General features: G+C 53.0%; 18 protein-coding genes. 10 read left to right on the forward strand and 8 right to left on the reverse strand.

Going from position 1 to position 16,822, the window contains the following annotated elements; all coding sequences use genetic code 11:
- The first annotated feature begins 273 nt into the window (after positions 1 to 273).
- On the forward strand, positions 274 to 1,305 hold the full coding sequence (locus V5P19_RS04515; RefSeq protein WP_334400511.1) for a methyltransferase: 1,032 nt from the start codon (positions 274 to 276) through the stop codon (positions 1,303 to 1,305).
- Positions 1,306 to 1,374: 69 nt separating this feature from the next.
- On the opposite strand, the gene V5P19_RS04520 is transcribed toward V5P19_RS04515, so the two are convergent.
- Positions 1,375 to 1,776, reverse strand: coding sequence for a RidA family protein (locus tag V5P19_RS04520; RefSeq protein ID WP_334400513.1), 402 nt, complete (start codon positions 1,774 to 1,776; stop codon positions 1,375 to 1,377).
- A gap of 131 nt (positions 1,777 to 1,907) precedes the next feature.
- Here V5P19_RS04520 and V5P19_RS04525 point away from each other — a divergent pair, with 131 nt between their 5' ends.
- The gene (locus V5P19_RS04525; RefSeq protein ID WP_334400515.1) at positions 1,908 to 2,498 is read left to right on the forward strand and encodes a TetR/AcrR family transcriptional regulator; all 591 of its coding nucleotides are present in this window, start codon (positions 1,908 to 1,910) and stop codon (positions 2,496 to 2,498) included.
- A gap of 17 nt (positions 2,499 to 2,515) precedes the next feature.
- Here the strand turns inward: V5P19_RS04525 and sapF are convergent, their stop codons facing one another.
- Genes sapF through sapA form a run of 5 tightly spaced genes read right to left on the reverse strand, consistent with a single transcriptional unit; the run spans position 2,516 to position 7,795 of the window.
- Complete coding sequence (gene sapF / locus V5P19_RS04530) at positions 2,516 to 3,322, reverse strand: putrescine export ABC transporter ATP-binding protein SapF (protein ID WP_334400517.1); 807 nt, start codon at positions 3,320 to 3,322, stop codon at positions 2,516 to 2,518.
- A 1-nt stretch (position 3,323) separates the two neighbouring features.
- A complete protein-coding gene (gene sapD / locus V5P19_RS04535) occupies positions 3,324 to 4,316 on the reverse strand; it encodes a putrescine export ABC transporter ATP-binding protein SapD (protein WP_334400519.1) in 993 nt (330 codons plus the stop codon).
- Positions 4,316 to 5,206 (reverse strand): putrescine export ABC transporter permease SapC, encoded by an 891-nt coding sequence (sapC, locus tag V5P19_RS04540; RefSeq protein WP_334400521.1) that lies wholly within the window; start codon positions 5,204 to 5,206, stop codon positions 4,316 to 4,318. Before sapC ends, sapD begins: the two co-directional genes overlap by 1 nt.
- Positions 5,193 to 6,158 carry a putrescine export ABC transporter permease SapB gene (gene sapB / locus V5P19_RS04545; RefSeq protein ID WP_334400523.1) on the reverse strand — a complete coding sequence of 322 codons (966 nt, stop codon included), beginning with the start codon at positions 6,156 to 6,158 and terminating at the stop codon, positions 5,193 to 5,195. The genes sapC and sapB overlap by 14 nt, the downstream gene beginning before the upstream one ends.
- Positions 6,155 to 7,795: an ABC transporter substrate-binding protein SapA gene (gene sapA / locus V5P19_RS04550; protein WP_334400525.1), complete on the reverse strand. Its 1,641-nt coding sequence runs from the start codon at positions 7,793 to 7,795 to the stop codon at positions 6,155 to 6,157. The genes sapB and sapA overlap by 4 nt, the downstream gene beginning before the upstream one ends.
- 410 nt (positions 7,796 to 8,205) lie before the next feature.
- Between sapA and V5P19_RS04555 the strand changes: the two genes are divergently transcribed.
- Complete coding sequence (locus V5P19_RS04555) at positions 8,206 to 8,484, forward strand: DUF1471 domain-containing protein (protein WP_334400527.1); 279 nt, start codon at positions 8,206 to 8,208, stop codon at positions 8,482 to 8,484.
- Between the two features lie 76 nt (positions 8,485 to 8,560).
- On the opposite strand, the gene pspF is transcribed toward V5P19_RS04555, so the two are convergent.
- The gene (gene pspF, locus V5P19_RS04560; protein WP_334400529.1) at positions 8,561 to 9,538 is read right to left on the reverse strand and encodes a phage shock protein operon transcriptional activator; all 978 of its coding nucleotides are present in this window, start codon (positions 9,536 to 9,538) and stop codon (positions 8,561 to 8,563) included.
- A gap of 166 nt (positions 9,539 to 9,704) precedes the next feature.
- On the opposite strand from pspF, the gene pspA reads away from it, so the two are divergent.
- From pspA to tyrR, 7 genes are all read left to right on the forward strand, one after another.
- A complete protein-coding gene (gene pspA, locus V5P19_RS04565; protein WP_334400531.1) occupies positions 9,705 to 10,373 on the forward strand; it encodes a phage shock protein PspA in 669 nt (222 codons plus the stop codon).
- A gap of 54 nt (positions 10,374 to 10,427) precedes the next feature.
- Entirely contained in the window at positions 10,428 to 10,652 is a 225-nt protein-coding gene (gene pspB / locus V5P19_RS04570; RefSeq protein WP_334400533.1) for an envelope stress response membrane protein PspB, read from the forward strand.
- The gene (pspC, locus tag V5P19_RS04575; protein ID WP_334400535.1) at positions 10,652 to 11,011 is read left to right on the forward strand and encodes an envelope stress response membrane protein PspC; all 360 of its coding nucleotides are present in this window, start codon (positions 10,652 to 10,654) and stop codon (positions 11,009 to 11,011) included. The genes pspB and pspC overlap by 1 nt, the downstream gene beginning before the upstream one ends.
- A gap of 12 nt (positions 11,012 to 11,023) precedes the next feature.
- Positions 11,024 to 11,242 (forward strand): phage shock protein PspD, encoded by a 219-nt coding sequence (gene pspD, locus V5P19_RS04580; RefSeq protein WP_334400537.1) that lies wholly within the window; start codon positions 11,024 to 11,026, stop codon positions 11,240 to 11,242.
- 115 nt (positions 11,243 to 11,357) lie between these two features.
- Positions 11,358 to 12,755 (forward strand): YcjX family protein, encoded by a 1,398-nt coding sequence (locus V5P19_RS04585; protein ID WP_334400539.1) that lies wholly within the window; start codon positions 11,358 to 11,360, stop codon positions 12,753 to 12,755.
- Positions 12,752 to 13,804, forward strand: coding sequence for a YcjF family protein (locus tag V5P19_RS04590; RefSeq protein WP_334400541.1), 1,053 nt, complete (start codon positions 12,752 to 12,754; stop codon positions 13,802 to 13,804). Before V5P19_RS04585 ends, V5P19_RS04590 begins: the two co-directional genes overlap by 4 nt.
- Positions 13,805 to 13,916: 112 nt before the next feature.
- The gene (gene tyrR, locus V5P19_RS04595) at positions 13,917 to 15,458 is read left to right on the forward strand and encodes a transcriptional regulator TyrR (protein WP_334400543.1); all 1,542 of its coding nucleotides are present in this window, start codon (positions 13,917 to 13,919) and stop codon (positions 15,456 to 15,458) included.
- A gap of 37 nt (positions 15,459 to 15,495) precedes the next feature.
- On the opposite strand, the gene V5P19_RS04600 is transcribed toward tyrR, so the two are convergent.
- Positions 15,496 to 16,704, reverse strand: coding sequence for an aldose 1-epimerase family protein (locus V5P19_RS04600; RefSeq protein WP_334400545.1), 1,209 nt, complete (start codon positions 16,702 to 16,704; stop codon positions 15,496 to 15,498).
- Positions 16,705 to 16,822 lie beyond the last annotated feature (118 nt).

Genomic DNA, 16,822 nt, shown 5'->3' on the forward strand with positions numbered 1-16,822 from the left:
ATTGGGAAAATGCAGTAATGGAAGAAAAAAGTATGTTTGATAATTAAAAATAATGTCTACAAAAACTGAGTATGTCTGGCAATGTAAACCTTGGCTGTGGCTATTTTATTTTACGTTTTTCTATCGCCATGTACGCATATTTTTACAATGTAGGGTTTTATCGCATGGATAATGATTTTTTATTTCATGGTTAAATTCTATTTTTGTACTTACGCTTATGACTGGCATTTTGTTTTACTTTTTATCTGAATCAAAATGAAAAGGAGTAGTGAAATGTTATCATATAAAAAGCTGAATTCTCTTGAGCGTAAAGAAGCCATATTTTTATTAGAGCAAAGTATGGGTTTTGTATGGCAAGCAGCATTGCGCTCTGTTGCAGTGCTGGGAATTGCAGATTATCTGGCAGATGGGAATAAATCAATTAAGGATTTGGCATCTGAGGCTAAAGTAAGTGAAGATTTTCTATACAGAATTATGAGGATTTTGGCATCAAGAGGCGTGTTTCATGAGATCTCTGAACGTGTTTTTTGTTTGACTCAATCGGCAACGTTTTTGTGTACTCAACATGATTTTTCATTACGTGCCGCAGTGTTGATGTTAACGGATAAAACTTTTTGGCAACCGGCCGCTCAATTAGATGGGGTTTTGAAGGGAAGTCCGGTATTTAACGAGCTGTTTGGCATGCCGTTTTACGAGTATTGGGAGCAAAGCCCTGCCAGTATGGGGGAAAACATTTTTCATGCTGGCATGGCATCGATGTCGTCTGTAGAAAATGAGGTGCTGGTTGATAGCTATGAGTTTCCTCAAAATGCAGTAGTTGCAGATATTGCTGGAGGGCTTGGTAATTTATTGTTGTGTGTGTTACGTAGAAACCCAACGTTAACAGGTATCTTATTTGATCGTAGCGACGTATTGGCTGGCAATCGCTTACACTTACTCAATGATGATGAACGATGGCAAACTGTCCCCGGTAGTTTTTTTGAAGAATGCCCCCCAGCCGATATTTATATGCTCAAATATATTTTGATGGATTGGCCAGATTCAAAATCAATTCAAATACTAAAAAATTGTAGACGTTCAATGAAGCAAGATTCTCGACTGCTAATTTTTGAGCCGATGATAAAATCTGACGATAATGAACAGGGACGATATGAAATTGATATTCTTTTAATGACTAGCTTCGATGGGGGTAAGGCTCGCTCTGAAAAAGAATTATCTGCTATCTTTGAACGCGCTGATTTGAGGATAAATAAAATAATTAACACAGATTCCTATTTGTCAATAATTGAGGCAGTGCCCGTTTAATCAAAAAAGGTGTGCAAAACCCGCTTCGGCGGGTTTTTATTTAAGGATAAAAATGAGCAATGCTGAATGTTAATTATCCGGGGAGGGTATTCTGGCTATGACCTTAATCTCAAAATCAAAACCGGCAAGCCAGTTAACGCCTATCGCCGTCCAGTTTGGGTAAGGGGGACGTGGGAAGGCGAGTTTCTTGACCTGCATAATTGTCGAAAACTGGTTTTCAGGATCGGTATGGAACGTCGTTACGTCTATCACGTCGTCAAACGTACACCCTGCAGCTGCAAGGATTGCCTTCAGATTATCAAAGGCGAGTTGAACCTGAGCGGCAAATTCAGGCTCGGGTGTGCCATCACTACGGCTACCGACCTGACCTGAAACAAATAACAGATCGCCAGATCGAATGGCAGCGGAATACCCATGCTCTTCATACAGGGCATGCCGATTGGCCGGGAATACGGGGTCACGTGGGTGCATGGCGCTTCCTTTTATCTTAGAGGTATTGTTGTCATTACTCTGTAGAAGTAACATACGCGGTGTATGTGAAAAATGTAATCCACATACGTCTCGTATGTCAAATAAAAAACACTGTTACGTAAGGATGCCCAATGCCTGTAAAACGACGTGCTGAAACGGCCCAGGAAAATCGCGAGAAAATGATTAAGGCGGCGCGGAAAGCGTTTGCTGAAAAAGGATATGCCGCCGCGTCGATGGATGAACTGACGGCTAGCGTAGGATTAACACGCGGAGCGTTATATCATAATTTCAATGATAAGAAGGGGTTGCTGGCAGCGGTGGTTGCCCAGATAGATAGCGAAATGGCAGCAAATGCGAAGGCCGTAGCCGCCACCGCAGAGAATGACTGGGATCGACTGCTGGCGGAGGGCGTCGCCTACATCAAAATGGCCCTCGTCCCGGAAGTGCAGCGCATCGTACTGCTTGATGGCCCGGCTGTTTTGGGCGACCCGGCACAATGGCCTAGCCAAAATAGCTGTCTGGAGTCTACCCGTCAGACCCTCGAAAAAATGGTTGAATGCAACGTACTCAAAAATATCGATGCAAATGTCGCCGCGCATCTGCTGAATGGCGCTGCGCTGAATGCTGCACTGTTGATTGCTGCAAGCAACGAACCGCAAAAAACGCTGCCGCATGCCATTGAGGTATTTACCCTTATGGCAAGCGGCTTACGCAACAGCTGACAGGGATTGCAATCTCTTTATCGATCTTTACGCCAGGCATCGGCCGTTAAGGCTTCACCAAAATGTCCGGCAATCAGCCGTTTAGTCAGATCGTGGAGCGGGGAGGCCATCACATCAGCGGTACTCCCGCGCTCAACAACTTCACCCTGATGCATAACCATGACATGGTCACTGATGTGTTTCATCATGCCCAGATGTTGGGTGACATAAATGTAGGAGATGCCCTGTTTTTCCTGCAATTCCAGCATCAGGTTGATTAACTGCGAACGCATCGACATATCCAGAGAGGCGAGCGCCTCGTCGGCAATAATCACCTGTGGGCGCAAAATCAATGCGCGAGCCAGGCCCAGACGCTGCTTTTGTCCCGGGGCCAGCATGTGCGGATAGTAGCTCACATGATCGGGCAATAAGCCCACTAAGCGCAGCGTTTCAACAATACGTTTACGCCGCGCGTCGGGTTCCAGGTCGGTATTCAAGCGAAGCGGGAAATCCAGAATCTGCGAGATACGCTGGCGAGGGTTCAACGACGTTGACGGATCCTGGAAGATCATGCGGATACGCTGGCTGCGGAAAGAGTAGTCACCGAATGACAGGGGATGATCGTCTATCAGCACCTCGCCGGCGGTAGGCTCGACCATGCCCGCCAGCATTTTTGCCAGCGTGGATTTACCCGAACCGTTTTCACCGATGATCGCCAGCGTCTGCTTTTCGCGCAGGGTAAAGCTCAGGGGCTTCACGGCTTCAACGGTCTGACGATGAAACAGCCCCGTACGGTAGCGAAAGGTCTTACTCAGGTTGCGGACTTCAAGCAAGGTTTCGACCATTTCACTCTCTCTCCATGTTCAGCGGAAAATGACAAGCATAAAGATGATTTTTAGCCCCGGTCAGACGCGGCGTTTCAATGCATTTGCGCTGCGCGTAAGGGCAACGCGGCCCAAGACGGCAGCCAATGGGCAGTGATTCCAGCAGCGGAATCGCGCCCGGTAAGGTGTTGAGGCGACTTTTGTGCGGCATGGCGCTGCCGAAATCCGGGATCGCGCGGATGAGCGCCTGCGTATACGGATGGTGTGGCGTAATAACCAGCTCTTCACTGACCGCCGTTTCAACCGTCTGGCCGCAGTACATTACGTCAATTTTATCCGCCCACTTGCTGAGCATCTGCAGGTCATGGCTGATCAGTAAAATGGTGGTGTTGTTGTTCTGATTCAGGCGCGTCAGCAGGCGGAATATCTGCGCCTGCGTCGTGGGTTCCATCGCGTTGGTGGGTTCATCCGCAATCAGCAGACGCGGCTGGTTGGCCAGTGCGATGGCAATCATCACTTTCTGACACTCACCGTCGGTGAGTTCATAAGGGAAACTGCGCATGGCATCTTTATGGTCTTTAATCCCTACGCGGTGCAGCAGTTCAATCGCGCGGCGCTTGCGCCAGCCAAAACGCTGCCACCAGCGGCCTTTATAGGTCCAACCAGGTATGTTTTGCATCAGCTGCTTGCCCACGCGTTCTGACGGATCCAGACAGGACTGCGGTTCCTGAAAGATCATCGAGACGTTATGGCCTACCAGCTTGCGGCGCTCGCGCGGCGAGAGGCGCAGTAGGTCGATATCATCAAAACGCATACGGTCAGCGGTGACGCGCCAGTTATCTTTCGCCACGCCGCAAATGGCTTTCGCAATCAGGCTCTTACCAGAGCCAGATTCGCCGACCAGACCGCGTATTTCGCCTTCGGCAAGGGTGATGCTGATGCGGTCAACGGCCTTTACCCAGCCCTCGCTGGTTTTGAATTCAATGGTGAGGTTACGGATATCAAGAAGCGGCATTATTGCACCCCCGCATTAATTGCGCGGCGAATACCATCGCCCAGCAGGTTGACAATCAGTACGCTCACCATAATGGCTGCACCGGGCAACATCACCGTCCACGGCGCGACGTAGATTAGCTCAAGGGCGTCACCGAGCATGGCGCCCCACTCAGGTGAAGGCAGTTGTGCGCCTAAATCGAGGAAGCCGAGCGCGGCGATATCCAGTATCGCCATCGACAGGGCGCGGGTGATTTCGGTAACTAACCCTGCAGCGATATTCGGTAGTACCGCAAACCACAAAATATTAAGCGTGGTTGCCCCGTCCAGGCGGGCGGCGACGACATACTCTTTTTCCAGCTCGTCATGCACCAGGCTGTAAACCGAGCGCACCATGCGCGGCAGAATGGCCAGCCAGACGGCGAACATAGCATGCGTCAGATGCGGCCCGGCAAAGGCCACAACGATAATGGCCAAAAGCAGCGAGGGAATGGAGAGTAGGGTATCGAGAATATGGTTTAGCACTGCCGAACGGAGCCCATGCGTCGCACCGGCAAAAATACCGAGCGCCAGACCAAAGATCGTCGCGGCAAAGGTCGCCACAAACGCGCCGCCTACCGTCGGTGCAGCTCCGCTGAGCAGGCGGCTTAATACGTCACGTCCCAGATCGTCGGTGCCAAGAAAGAAGGACACTTCACCGTAACGTGACCACGACGGGGGTAACAGCTGATAGCCGAGGAATTGCTGATCGATACCATAGGGCGCAAACCATGATCCAAAGATGCACAACACCGTCAGGCCCGCAAAGCCGTAAAGGCCAATCATTGCCGTGGTGTCACCATAGAATTTACGCCACACGGTACGTAGCGCACCGGGCGTGCGCTTTTCACTGTATACGCTATCGTAGGGCATACCATTCCTTATGCTTCAACGGGTTAATCATTGCACCCAAAATATCGGAAAGAACGTTCACAATAATCACCAGCGAACCGATTACCATCACACCCGCAGAGATGGCAGCATAATCCTGCTGGCGGATCGCGTTAATCATCCAGCGGCCCAGACCCGGCCAGCTAAAGACCATTTCGGTGATCATCGCCAGGGTTAACATGGTGGAGAACTGCAAGCCAAGACGCGGAATAACCGGCGGCAGGGCATTGTGCAGAACGTGGCGACGCAATATGGTCAGACGTGATAACCCGCGCGTGGCCGCTGCCTTGACGTAGTTCTGATCGAACACATCGATGGTGCTGAGCCGCATCAGGCGGATAACTTCAGTGGTTGGCGCCACCGCGAGCGTCAGCACGGGCAAAACCATATGGCGCAGGGCGCTGATAATCATCTCATGGCGCCAGACGGAATCGGACAACCAGGCGTCGACGATCGCAAATCCGCTGACCGTTTTTACCGTATAGAGCAGGTCGAATCGACCTGATACCGGCAGCCAGCCCAACGTGAGCGAGAAGAACAGCGTCAGCAGCAGCGCCAGCCAAAATACCGGGATGGAGAACCCGAGAAGGGCGAGGGCGCTGATAAACTTATCCTGCCACTTGTTGCGGTAAATCCCCGCCAGCATGCCCACCGGGATCCCCACCATCAGGGCAAAACCAAAGGCCAGAATACACAGCTCCATTGTGGCCGGGAAAACCTCTTTCAGCTGTTCCGAAATAAGCTGTCCATTGATGCTGGAGACGCCGAAATCCCAGTGCATCAGGCCGTTAAACCAGAACAGCCAGGCATCCCACAGGGACGAACCCTGCAGCGGCGCATGCGGAGTGAAATAGCTGAGGCTGAATCCCACAAAGGTCAGTAAAAACAGCGTGACCAGCAGCAGCAAGAGTCGACGCAAGGTAAAAATGATCATGGCTTTTTCACCTCTTGTTCTTTTTCGCGAAACACGCCGGCGAAGGAGGCATTACCAAACGGGCTCAGTACCAGTCCTTTAATATCGTACCGATAGGCCTGAAGACGCAGAGAAGAGGCGAGCGGCAGGACCGGGAGCTCGCGGGCGAGAATATTTTGCGCTTCATCGTAGGCATCAATGCGTGACGCAAGCTGCTGTGATGCGAGCGCTTTTTGCAGCACGGCATCAAACTCCCGGTTGCACCAGTGGGCGTAGTTGGTCTGCGAGTTGATTGCCGCGCAGCTCAGCAACGGCCTGAAGAAGCTGTCCGGATCGTTGCTGTCAGTGGCCCAGCCTGTCAGGGTTAAATCATGATTCATATCCATCAGGCGCGCCTCCTGGAAACGGCCCTCAACCGGTACTATGATCACTTTGACACCCACCTGCGCCATATCCGCCTGCAGCAGCTCGGCCGTTTTCAGCGGGCTTGGGTTCCACGCCTGAGAGCTGGTTGGCACCCAGAGTTGTAACGTCAGGTTTTCAGCGCCCAGCGCCTTAAGCTGCTTACGCGCTTTCGCCGGGTCGTATTCCGTAATTTTAGCCTCTCCGTCATACGCCCAGGAAGCGCGCGGTAAAATAGAGGCGGCAGTTTCTGCCGTGCCGTAATAGATAGACTGCATCAGACGCTGATTATTGATCGCGAGAGCCAGCGCGTGACGGACGGCAGGATTATTCAGCGGCGGCTTGTCGGTATTAAAGGCCAGGTACGCGATATTCATTCCCGGGCGAAGCGTCAGACGCAGGCGCGGATCGTCACGCAGAATGCTCAGCTGGCTGGCAGCTGGCCAGGCGAGGACGTCGCATTCGCCGGTCAGCAGTTTGGACAATCTTCCTGTCCCGCCGGAACCGAGATCGACAACCACCTGCGGCATCAGCGGGGTCCCGCGCCAAAAATGTTCATGGCGCTGCAGACGAATATATTGCCCGGAGCGGTATTCTGCCATCTGGAACGGACCGGTGCCAACGGGTTTACGGTCAAGTAATTCCTGATGATCCTGTTTGGTCAACTGTGCGGCATATTCGGCGGACATCACCGACGCATAATGTGTGGCCAGGTGCCAGAGGAAGGAGGCATCCGGGCGCGTCAGGGTAAATTCCACCGTCCGGCTATCCAGTTTGCGCACGCTTTTGACGGTATCGGCAAACTGCAGGCTGTCGAAATACGGGAAGCTACTCCCGTTAACGTTGTGCCACGGATGGTTACGGTTAAAGATGCGCTGGAAGGTGAACACCACGTCATCCGCATTCAGTTTACGTGTCGGCGTGAACCACGGCGTACGCTGAAAAGCGACATCACCGCGAAGGTGGAAGCGGTAGGTCGCACCGTTATCCAGCACCTCCCAGCTTTCGGCCAGCTCGGGCACCAGGCGGTAGGTATAAGGATCAACGTCCAGCAGACGGTCATAAAGCTGGGCGGCGAGCGTATCAACAATCAAGCCGCTGCCGGCTTTTTGCGGGTTAAAGGTGTCAACCTGACCGCTGACGCAATAGACGAATCCGCTGTCGCGAATATCGGGGAGCGCAGCTTGTTCGGGCGCAGCAAAGGCCATGCTACTGAACAGACCGAGGGCAAAAAAGGACGATAAAACCAGACGCATAATTTTTAAGGTATGATATATAAAGTGGCTATCCTACTAATTTTAAACGACATTATCCAGCATCGTTTAAGCCTGAGGGCATACTGGGGGCAGTAACGTTTGCAGTCAGTCATTTAGCACCACGACCTGATCCACGTTCATACCTGCAATCCACTTTGAATATACCTCATAAACCATCTTAGCATTTTCATGGCCCATCTGACTCGCTCAAAACGAAGGATTCGCCCGCGGTAGACGCTGGGCAACACAACGCGCAGCGGAGATTTGTTTTGCGAGGGGAAGATGCTCAAGAGTGAAATTCAAACCTCGCGCTCTAAAACAACCCCCATTATCCCTACAAAATTGACACAGATCATTTACATATTAGGTGCTAATGTTAAGTATAGAGATTCATCAACAGGAGGAATGATATGAAAAAAGCATTATTAGGGACGGTATTGGCTTTCTCAGTAGCAAGCTTTGGTGCATCTGCAGCAGATATGATTTCCAAGGATGAAGCGCATCACTTCAAACTTGAATACATTGGCAACGTTACCGTTGGCGCTTCCGGCGGACAAATTTCCTCCCCTTCAGATCTTCATCAACAACTTTCGAAGTTGGCCGATGAGAAGGGCGGGAAATACTATGTCATCATCGCGGCCCGTGAGCACGGTCCTAACTTCCAGGCTGTTGCAGAAGTCTTTAAATAATCATTACGGTTAATACAGAAACCCGCTTTCGGCGGGTTTTTTTATTATTGTGTATTAATCTGGGCTGCCGATAATGTCAGCGCATCAGATGCTTTTTAAGCAATGCCCTCAGTTGGTGGTAGGTTAATCCCAGCAGTTCAGCCGCCCGCTTTTGGTTATATTTCGCCTGCTTCAGGCTTTGTTCCAGCAATTGGTGCTCCTGATCGTGCTGAAACTGACGTAGGTCGAGGGGCAGTGAAGGGGCGTCACTGGCGGTCACTGGTGCGGTAATCGTCTGAGGGCTACGCTGGAAAGGGTCGATAACGATCGTGTCCAGCTCCGTCTCACTGCTGCCATGGCGGTAAACCGATCGCTCGACCACGTTCTTAAGTTCACGAATGTTACCCGGCCAGTGGTAAGCGAGCAGCGTTTCCTGAGCATTTTCGCTGAAACCAGGAAAGAGCGGCAGGCCCAGTTCACGGCACATCTGAATGGCGAACTGCTCCGCCAGCAGCATAATGTCGCTGCGGCGTTCACGCAGCGGCGGGAGCTGAACTACGTCAAAGGCCAGGCGATCGAGAAGATCGGCGCGGAATTTATCTTCTGCCACCCTTTCAGGGAGATTCGCGTTTGTCGCGCAGACCAGACGCACGTTGACCTGCAGCGGCTGACTCCCCCCAACGCGTTCCAGCTCGCCGTATTCAATCACCCGAAGCAGCTTTTCCTGGACCAGCATCGGGGCAGTCGCCAGCTCATCCAGAAACAGCGTACCGCCATCCGCCCGTTCGAACCGTCCCGGGTGGCGTTTTTGCGCTCCGGTAAAGGCGCCGGCTTCGTGACCAAAAAGCTCGGTGTCGAGCAAGTTTTCATTCAGCGCCGCACAGTTAAGCGAAATGAAAGGGCCATCCCAGCGGCCGGACAGATAATGAAGACGGTTCGCAATCAGCTCCTTACCCGTCCCGCGCTCGCCGATAATCAGCACGGGCTTATTGAGCGGGGCGAGTCGGGAAACCTGTTCCAGCACCTCGAGAAAGCTGTTTGCTTCGCCAAGTAAGTTATCTTTGTATCCAGCCATGATGAAATTAACCACTCCTTAGTGTTATTCACCAGGTGAGAATAGTTCGTGGCTGGAGAAAAATCAATCAGTCTCTGTAAAATCAACAAGATAAAAAGTTGGCACGGCATTTGTATTATCTGTTCAGCAGGGCATCGCCCGATAACAGAACTAAGAGGATTGAATTATGGGTATTTTTTCTCGTTTTGCCGACATCGTGAACGCCAACATCAACTCTCTGCTTGAGAAAGCAGAAGATCCGCAGAAGCTGGTGCGCCTGATGATTCAGGAAATGGAAGATACGCTGGTAGAAGTGCGTTCTACTTCTGCCCGCGCGCTGGCTGAGAAAAAGCAGCTTTCGCGTCGTATTGAGCAGGCTACTGGCCAACTGAATGAATGGCAGGAAAAAGCTGAACTGGCCTTGCGTAAAGATAAAGACGATCTGGCCCGTGCCGCGCTGATTGAAAAACAGAAGCTTGCGGATATGGTGACCACGCTGGAACATGAAGTTAACCTAGTAGACGACACGCTCTCTCGCATGAAGAAAGAGATTGGCGAGCTTGAAAACAAACTGAGCGAAACCCGTGCGCGCCAGCAGGCGTTAACGCTTCGCCATCAGGCTGCCAGCTCTTCTCGCGACGTCCGCCGTCAGCTGGACAGCGGCAAGCTGGATGAAGCAATGGCGCGATTCGAGTCCTTTGAACGTCGTATCGACCACATGGAAGCGGAAGCAGAAAGCCACAGCTTGGGTAAACAGAAAACGCTGGATCAGCAGTTCGCTGACCTGAAAGCCGACGATGAAATTAGCGAGCAACTTGCTGCGCTGAAAGCCAAAATGAAGCAAGACAACCAATAATAATTTTCGCGGCACCTGAGCGTGCCGCTACGTATCCTAAGACAAGGAGTACACATGAGCGCGCTTTTTCTGGCTATTCCCCTGACCATTTTCGTGCTGTTTGTTCTGCCGATTTGGTTATGGCTGCACTACAGCAACCGCGCTTCACGCGGCGAACTTTCTCAAAGCGAGCAGCAGCGTCTGGTGCAGCTGTCCGATCAGGCGAATAAGATGCGCGAACGTATTCAGGCGCTGGAAGCTATCCTGGATGCGGAACATCCAAACTGGAGAGATCGCTAATGGCTGGACTGAATCTGAATAAAAAATTGTGGCGAATTCCGCAGCTGGGCATGGTCCGCGGCGTCTGCGCCGGGCTGGCGCATTATCTCGACGTTCCGGTGAAGCTGGTGCGAGTGGTCACGGTCTTATCAATCTTCTTTGGCCTGGCCTTTATTACGCTGGTGGCGTACATCATTCTGTCGTTTGTGCTCGACCCAATGCCGGAAGGGCAACTGGCCGCTGACGGTGCGCCGACCAGCAGCGATATCCTTAATGACGTGGATGCGGAACTGGCCGCAGGCGAGAAGCGGCTGCGTGAAATGGAACGCTATGTCACGTCAGACACCTTTACGCTGCGAAGTCGTTTTCGTCAGCTTTAAGAGAGAGATTGCATGAATCGAAACTGGCAACAGGCCGGTCAGAAGGTAAAACCCGGCCTGAAAATCGCAGGAAAACTGGTCCTGCTGACCGCGTTACGCGTTGGCCCGGCTGGCGTAGCCGGTTGGGCAATTAAATCTGTTGCCCGCAAGCCGGTGAGAATGTTGTTGGCCTTGGCGCTGGAGCCACTGCTGCAAAAACTGGCCGGACGTATTTCGAGAAAGCTGAAATAACATTGATATGGCACGCTGATTAGCGTGCCATTTTGCTGCAAGGTTTTATTCCTTTCATGTTGCCCCCATGTCATATTTTTAAGAACTCTTAGGCCATCAGGCAATAAGGACGGCGATGAAGCGACTTAAAAACGAACTCAATTCTTTGGTGAACCGTGGCGTCGATCGCCATTTGCGTCTGGCGGTGACGGGACTAAGCCGCAGCGGTAAGACAGCGTTTATCACGGCGATGGTGAATCAGCTGCTTAACCTTCATGCTGGAGCACGGCTCCCGCTGCTGGGCGCCGTGCGTGAAGAGCGCCTGCTCGGCGTTAAGCGCGTCCCCCAGCGCGACTTTGGTATTCCTCGCTTCACCTATGATGAAGGGCTGGCGCAGCTGTACGGCGACCCGCCCGCCTGGCCCACGCCGACGCGCGGGGTCAGTGAGATACGTCTCGCGCTGCGTTTTCGATCTAACGATTCATTGATGCGCCACTTCAAGGATACCTCCACGCTGTATCTTGAAATTGTGGATTACCCTGGCGAGTGGCTGCTCGATTTACCTATGCTGGCCCAGGATTACCTTAGCTGGTCGCGTCAAATGACGGGATTGTTGCAGGGACAACGCGCGCAGTGGTCGGCAAAATGGCGCCAGCTCTGTGAAGGTCTCGATCCTCTCGCGCCTGCGGATGAAAACCGTCTGGCGGCCATTGCCGAAGCCTGGACAGATTATCTGCATCAATGTAAGCAAGAAGGGCTGCATTTCATCCAGCCGGGGCGTTTTGTTTTGCCGGGCGATTTAGCGGGTGCGCCTGTGCTGCAGTTCTTCCCATGGCCGGACGTGGACGGGATAGGGGAATCGAAGCTGGCGCAGGCGGGCAAGCACACCAACGCGGGTATGCTGCGAGAGCGTTACGCGTACTACTGTGAAAAAGTGGTGAAGGGCTTCTACAAAAATCACTTTTTACGCTTCGATCGTCAGATTGTGCTGGTGGACTGCCTGCAGCCTCTGAACAGCGGGCCGCAGGCGTTCAACGACATGCGCCTGGCCCTGACGCAGCTGATGCAAAGTTTTCACTACGGCCAGCGAACGCTGTTCCGCCGCCTGTTCTCACCGGTGATCGATAAGCTGCTCTTTGCCGCGACGAAAGCTGACCATGTGACGGTCGATCAGCATGCCAATATGGTGTCGCTGTTGCAGCAGCTGGTGCAGGACGCCTGGCAGAACGCGGCGTTTGAAGGGATAAGCATGGATTGTCTTGGCCTGGCTTCCGTACAGGCTACCCAAAGCGGGCTGATTGACGTTAACGGTGAAAAAATCCCGGCGCTGCGCGGCAATCGCCTGAGCGACGGCGAGCCGCTCACCGTCTATCCTGGAGAAGTGCCCTCACGTCTGCCGGGCCAGGCTTTCTGGCAAAACCAGGGCTTCCAGTTCGAAGCTTTTCGCCCGCAGGCCATGACCGTCGATCGACCATTACCGCACATTCGTCTGGATGCGGCGCTGGAATTTTTGATTGGAGATAAATTGCGATGACGGAACCGTTAAAACCGCGCATTGACTTTACCGGGCAGCTTGAGCAGGACTCGCAGGAGGCATTTAAGACGGCTCACACGTTCAGCGGTACGCAGGCAGAGTACTTTGCCCCGGTGCTGTCAGAAGAGGCCTCGGTCGAAGAAGGTCAGGCAGAAGCCGTTGTTGAGGCCGCTTTGCGCCCCAAGCGCAGCCTCTGGCGCAGGATGGTCACCGCCGGGCTGGCGTTGTTTGGCGTAAGCGTGGTCGGGCAGGGAGTCCAGTGGACGATGAACGCCTGGCAAACTCAGGACTGGGTCGCTCTCGGCGGCTGTGCGGCGGGTGCGCTGATTATCGGTGCTGGTGTGGGTTCCGTTGCGACAGAGTGGCGGCGTCTCTGGCGTCTGCGACAGCGAGCGCATGAACGCGATGAGGCGCGGGAGCTGCTGCATAGCCACGGCACCGGAAAAGGTCGCGCTTTCTGCGAAAAGCTGGCCGCTCAGGCCGGGATTGATCAGTCGCACCCGGCTCTTCAGCGCTGGTACGCCGCCATTCATGAAACCCAGAACGATCGGGAAGTGGTGACGCTCTATTCGCATATGGTGCAGCCAGTGCTGGATGCGCAGGCGCGGCGCGAGATTAGCCGTTCGGCGGCCGAATCCACGCTGATGATTGCCGTCAGCCCGCTGGCGCTGGTGGATATGGCGTTTATCGCGTGGCGTAACCTGCGCCTGATTAACCGTATCGCCAATCTTTACGGTATTGAGCTGGGGTATTACAGCCGCCTGAGGCTGTTTAAGCTGGTCTTGCTGAACATCGCTTTTGCCGGTGCCAGTGAACTGGTACGTGAAGTGGGTATGGACTGGATGTCGCAGGATCTGGCCGCGCGTCTGTCAGCACGCGCAGCGCAGGGAATCGGTGCCGGTTTGCTGACCGCACGTCTTGGCATCAAAGCGATGGAAGTGTGTCGTCCGCTGCCGTGGATCGACGGAGACAAGCCGCGCCTGGGCGATTTCCGCCGCGAACTCATCGGCCAGCTTAAAGAGACGCTCAATAAAAAACCTAACCCGTGAGGTTTTGCTCACTAATCGTGCTGGCTGTCAATATTTGTTGACAGCCACCTTCCCGAACACCGCGATCTGACATATCATTTTATTGTTACTGGCTTATAACGGTGAATTTCCCATGCGTCTGGAAGTCTTTTGTGAGGACCGTCTCGGTCTGACCCGCGAGTTACTCGATCTCCTTGTTTTACGTAGCATTGACCTACGTGGCATTGAGATTGACCCTGTCGGGCGAATTTACCTCAACTTTGCCGAAATTGAATTTAATACCTTCAGTAGCCTGATGGCGGAAATCCGCCGTATCGCTGGCGTTACGGATGTGCGTACCATTCCCTGGATGCCGTCAGAGCGTGAGCATCTGGCGCTGAGCGCGCTGCTTGAAGCGATGCCGGAACCTTTCCTGTCGCTGGATCTGAAAAGCAAAGTTGAGCGTGTAAACCTGGCGAGCTGTCAGCTCTTTGCGCAAAGCCAGGCGAAGCTCAGCAACCATCACGCCACGCAGCTGATCCCCGGTTTTAACTTCCAGCGCTGGCTGGACAGCAATCCGCAAAATACCCACAGCGAACACGTCGTCATTAACGGGCAGAATTTCCTGATGGAAATCACGCCGGTTTACCTGAAAGGGGAAAGTGACGCTCGGGTACTGACCGGGGCGGTGATCATGCTGCGCTCGACCGTGCGAATGGGCCGCCAGCTGCAGAATCTCTCCAACCAGGATGTTGGCGCATTCAGCCAGATTATTGCCGTCAGCCCGAAAATGCGCCATGTGGTCGACCAGGCGCGCAAGCTCGCAAATTTAACCGCGCCGCTGCTCATTACGGGCGATACCGGTACCGGGAAAGACCTGCTGGCGCACGCCGTGCATTTGGCCAGCCCGCGTGCGGACAAACCGTATCTGGCGCTCAACTGTGCCTCTATCCCCGAGGATGCGGTTGAAAGTGAATTGTTTGGCCATGCACCGGAAGGGAAAAAAGGCTTCTTCGAACAGGCAACGGGGGGGGCCGTGCTGCTGGACGAGATTGGCGAAATGTCGCCGCGCATGCAGGCCAAACTGCTGCGGTTCCTGAACGACGGAACCTTTCGTCGGGTGGGGGAAGATCATGAAGTCCACGTGGACGTACGCGTGATTTGCGCTACCCAGAAAAACCTGGTTGAGCTGGTACAAAAAGGGATGTTCCGCGAGGACCTCTATTATCGTCTGAACGTGTTGACGCTGAACATTCCTCCGCTCCGTGATTGCCCACAGGATATCATTCCCCTGACGGAGCTGTTTGTCGCCCGCTTTGCCGATGAGCAGGGGGTGCCGCGTCCGAAACTTTCCGCGGACCTGGGCACGGTCCTGACGCGTTACGGCTGGCCGGGAAATATCCGTCAGCTTAAAAACGCGGTGTATCGCGCCTTGACGCAGCTGGAAGGCTACGAGCTTCGCCCGCAGGATATCCTGCTGCCGGATTACGATGCCGGGACGGTGTCCGTGGGCGAAGAGGCTATGGAAGGATCGCTGGATGATATTACCAGCCGTTTTGAGCGATCGGTGCTGACGCAGCTTTATCGTAGCTATCCAAGCACCCGCAAGCTGGCAAAACGCTTAGGGGTATCGCATACCGCCATTGCTAATAAGCTGCGCGAATACGGACTGAACCACAAGAAGAGTGACGAATAACAATGAAAGCCTCTGCGAAGAGGCTTTTTTTTCGCGCTTATTCCTTCGCCATCGGCGTGGTTACCACGTCTACTTTTGTCTCTCCCTGAATCACTGCGATCCTGTTTTCCACCTCTTTCACCTGCTCACGATTGGAAAGCAGGGTATAAGTGAGATCAAACTGGGTGCTGTCGCCGGGTTGCAGTTGCTTAACACGCTTTTGCTCGCGTTCTATCGTGACGGGGTAAGCGTAGCTGGTGCCAGGCTCAATACCCGTGACATAACCCTGTTTTAGCGTGTCGGTATTTTTCCATAAGGTCAGTACGGGCAGTTGACGGGTATCGAACTGAATTGACGCGCCTTTGTCGCCCGCTTTATTGATCACTGCGGCGAGCGTTTTGTGGCTATTATCGGCGAGAGGTTTGATATTGAAGACCATTTCATCAAAGTCTCGGGTCGGGCCGGCATAGGTCTGCCAGGTGTCGAGACCTGCTTTAGCATAATCGTTGAAAGGACTGATACTCGCCGCAGGGGCAAGGAAGCGTGCGCCTTCTTCAAGAAGTGGGGCGCCGAAGTTGCTGTGGTAGATTATCTGATAGTCATGAGGGTAATCAGCGCGGTTCGTGAGAACATCATGCAGGCTGAACTGGTTGCTTCCCGGTACGTAGCGCAGCTCGGTCATCGTTTGCAAATCCGCTTTTTTAAACGTGCTCTCTTTAATTAAGCCGCGAATACGGATTTCATACGGGGCGGTATCTGCGATCTCAACTTCAACCTGCGACGCGGGGGTATTTCCTGCCTTGCCGTGCAGGGTATAAAGCTGCCCGTCAGCGGTGATAGGATGGCCTGTCCATTCGTATCCGCAGCGTACCATCATCTCGTTGAAACCTTCCAGCCAACCCAGCCCATTTCGACTTTCCAGATTAATGTAAGCTGGGTTTACCACCTCTTTAACCGGCGAGCTCCAGCCCATTTTTGTACCAAAACCTTCAACATGCAGGAGATTCATTCCGCGAGTCGGGCTTACCGCAATCGTAAGCCCATCTTTACTGGTAATGACAATGATTTTGCTGCCTTCCTGCTTACCACCGTGCAGGACTTTTTGCTCAATGCTGAAAGGCTGACCTTTCACCTTCAGCTCATCGCTCGAGATCTTCCAGTTTTCTTTCTCCACGCTGCTTTCAGTGCTCGTCAGCACCCAGGCTTTTGCTGCGGTATGGCCCGAAGTCAATATTGTGAGCAGCGTTAACGCCAGTTTGATTTTCATGTTTTTCCCTTTTTGCTGAAACGATTTTTGTCTATCGTTAGCAAATCTAATATTTTGACGAAAAGGGAAATGTGATGTTGTTCACTGGTGAAGAAAATACGATTTATTAACCTAATTT

The sequence above is a fragment of the Enterobacter sp. UNJFSC 003 genome (assembly GCF_036903355.1).
In the GTDB taxonomy this organism is placed as follows: domain Bacteria; phylum Pseudomonadota; class Gammaproteobacteria; order Enterobacterales; family Enterobacteriaceae; genus Enterobacter.

Bases quoted from the DNA above. Each gene is read 5' to 3' on its own strand.
- V5P19_RS04515 (WP_334400511.1), top strand. From the start codon at position 274: ATGTTATCATATAAAAAGCTGAATTCTCTTGAGCGTAAAGAAGCCATA.
- V5P19_RS04520 (WP_334400513.1), bottom strand. From the start codon at position 1,776: ATGCACCCACGTGACCCCGTATTCCCGGCCAATCGGCATGCCCTGTAT.
- V5P19_RS04525 (WP_334400515.1), top strand. From the start codon at position 1,908: ATGCCTGTAAAACGACGTGCTGAAACGGCCCAGGAAAATCGCGAGAAA.
- sapF (WP_334400517.1), bottom strand. From the start codon at position 3,322: ATGGTCGAAACCTTGCTTGAAGTCCGCAACCTGAGTAAGACCTTTCGC.
- sapD (WP_334400519.1), bottom strand. From the start codon at position 4,316: ATGCCGCTTCTTGATATCCGTAACCTCACCATTGAATTCAAAACCAGC.
- sapC (WP_334400521.1), bottom strand. From the start codon at position 5,206: ATGCCCTACGATAGCGTATACAGTGAAAAGCGCACGCCCGGTGCGCTA.
- sapB (WP_334400523.1), bottom strand. From the start codon at position 6,158: ATGATCATTTTTACCTTGCGTCGACTCTTGCTGCTGCTGGTCACGCTG.
- sapA (WP_334400525.1), bottom strand. From the start codon at position 7,795: ATGCGTCTGGTTTTATCGTCCTTTTTTGCCCTCGGTCTGTTCAGTAGC.
- V5P19_RS04555 (WP_334400527.1), top strand. From the start codon at position 8,206: ATGAAAAAAGCATTATTAGGGACGGTATTGGCTTTCTCAGTAGCAAGC.
- pspF (WP_334400529.1), bottom strand. From the start codon at position 9,538: ATGGCTGGATACAAAGATAACTTACTTGGCGAAGCAAACAGCTTTCTC.
- pspA (WP_334400531.1), top strand. From the start codon at position 9,705: ATGGGTATTTTTTCTCGTTTTGCCGACATCGTGAACGCCAACATCAAC.
- pspB (WP_334400533.1), top strand. From the start codon at position 10,428: ATGAGCGCGCTTTTTCTGGCTATTCCCCTGACCATTTTCGTGCTGTTT.
- pspC (WP_334400535.1), top strand. From the start codon at position 10,652: ATGGCTGGACTGAATCTGAATAAAAAATTGTGGCGAATTCCGCAGCTG.
- pspD (WP_334400537.1), top strand. From the start codon at position 11,024: ATGAATCGAAACTGGCAACAGGCCGGTCAGAAGGTAAAACCCGGCCTG.
- V5P19_RS04585 (WP_334400539.1), top strand. From the start codon at position 11,358: ATGAAGCGACTTAAAAACGAACTCAATTCTTTGGTGAACCGTGGCGTC.
- V5P19_RS04590 (WP_334400541.1), top strand. From the start codon at position 12,752: ATGACGGAACCGTTAAAACCGCGCATTGACTTTACCGGGCAGCTTGAG.
- tyrR (WP_334400543.1), top strand. From the start codon at position 13,917: ATGCGTCTGGAAGTCTTTTGTGAGGACCGTCTCGGTCTGACCCGCGAG.
- V5P19_RS04600 (WP_334400545.1), bottom strand. From the start codon at position 16,704: ATGAAAATCAAACTGGCGTTAACGCTGCTCACAATATTGACTTCGGGC.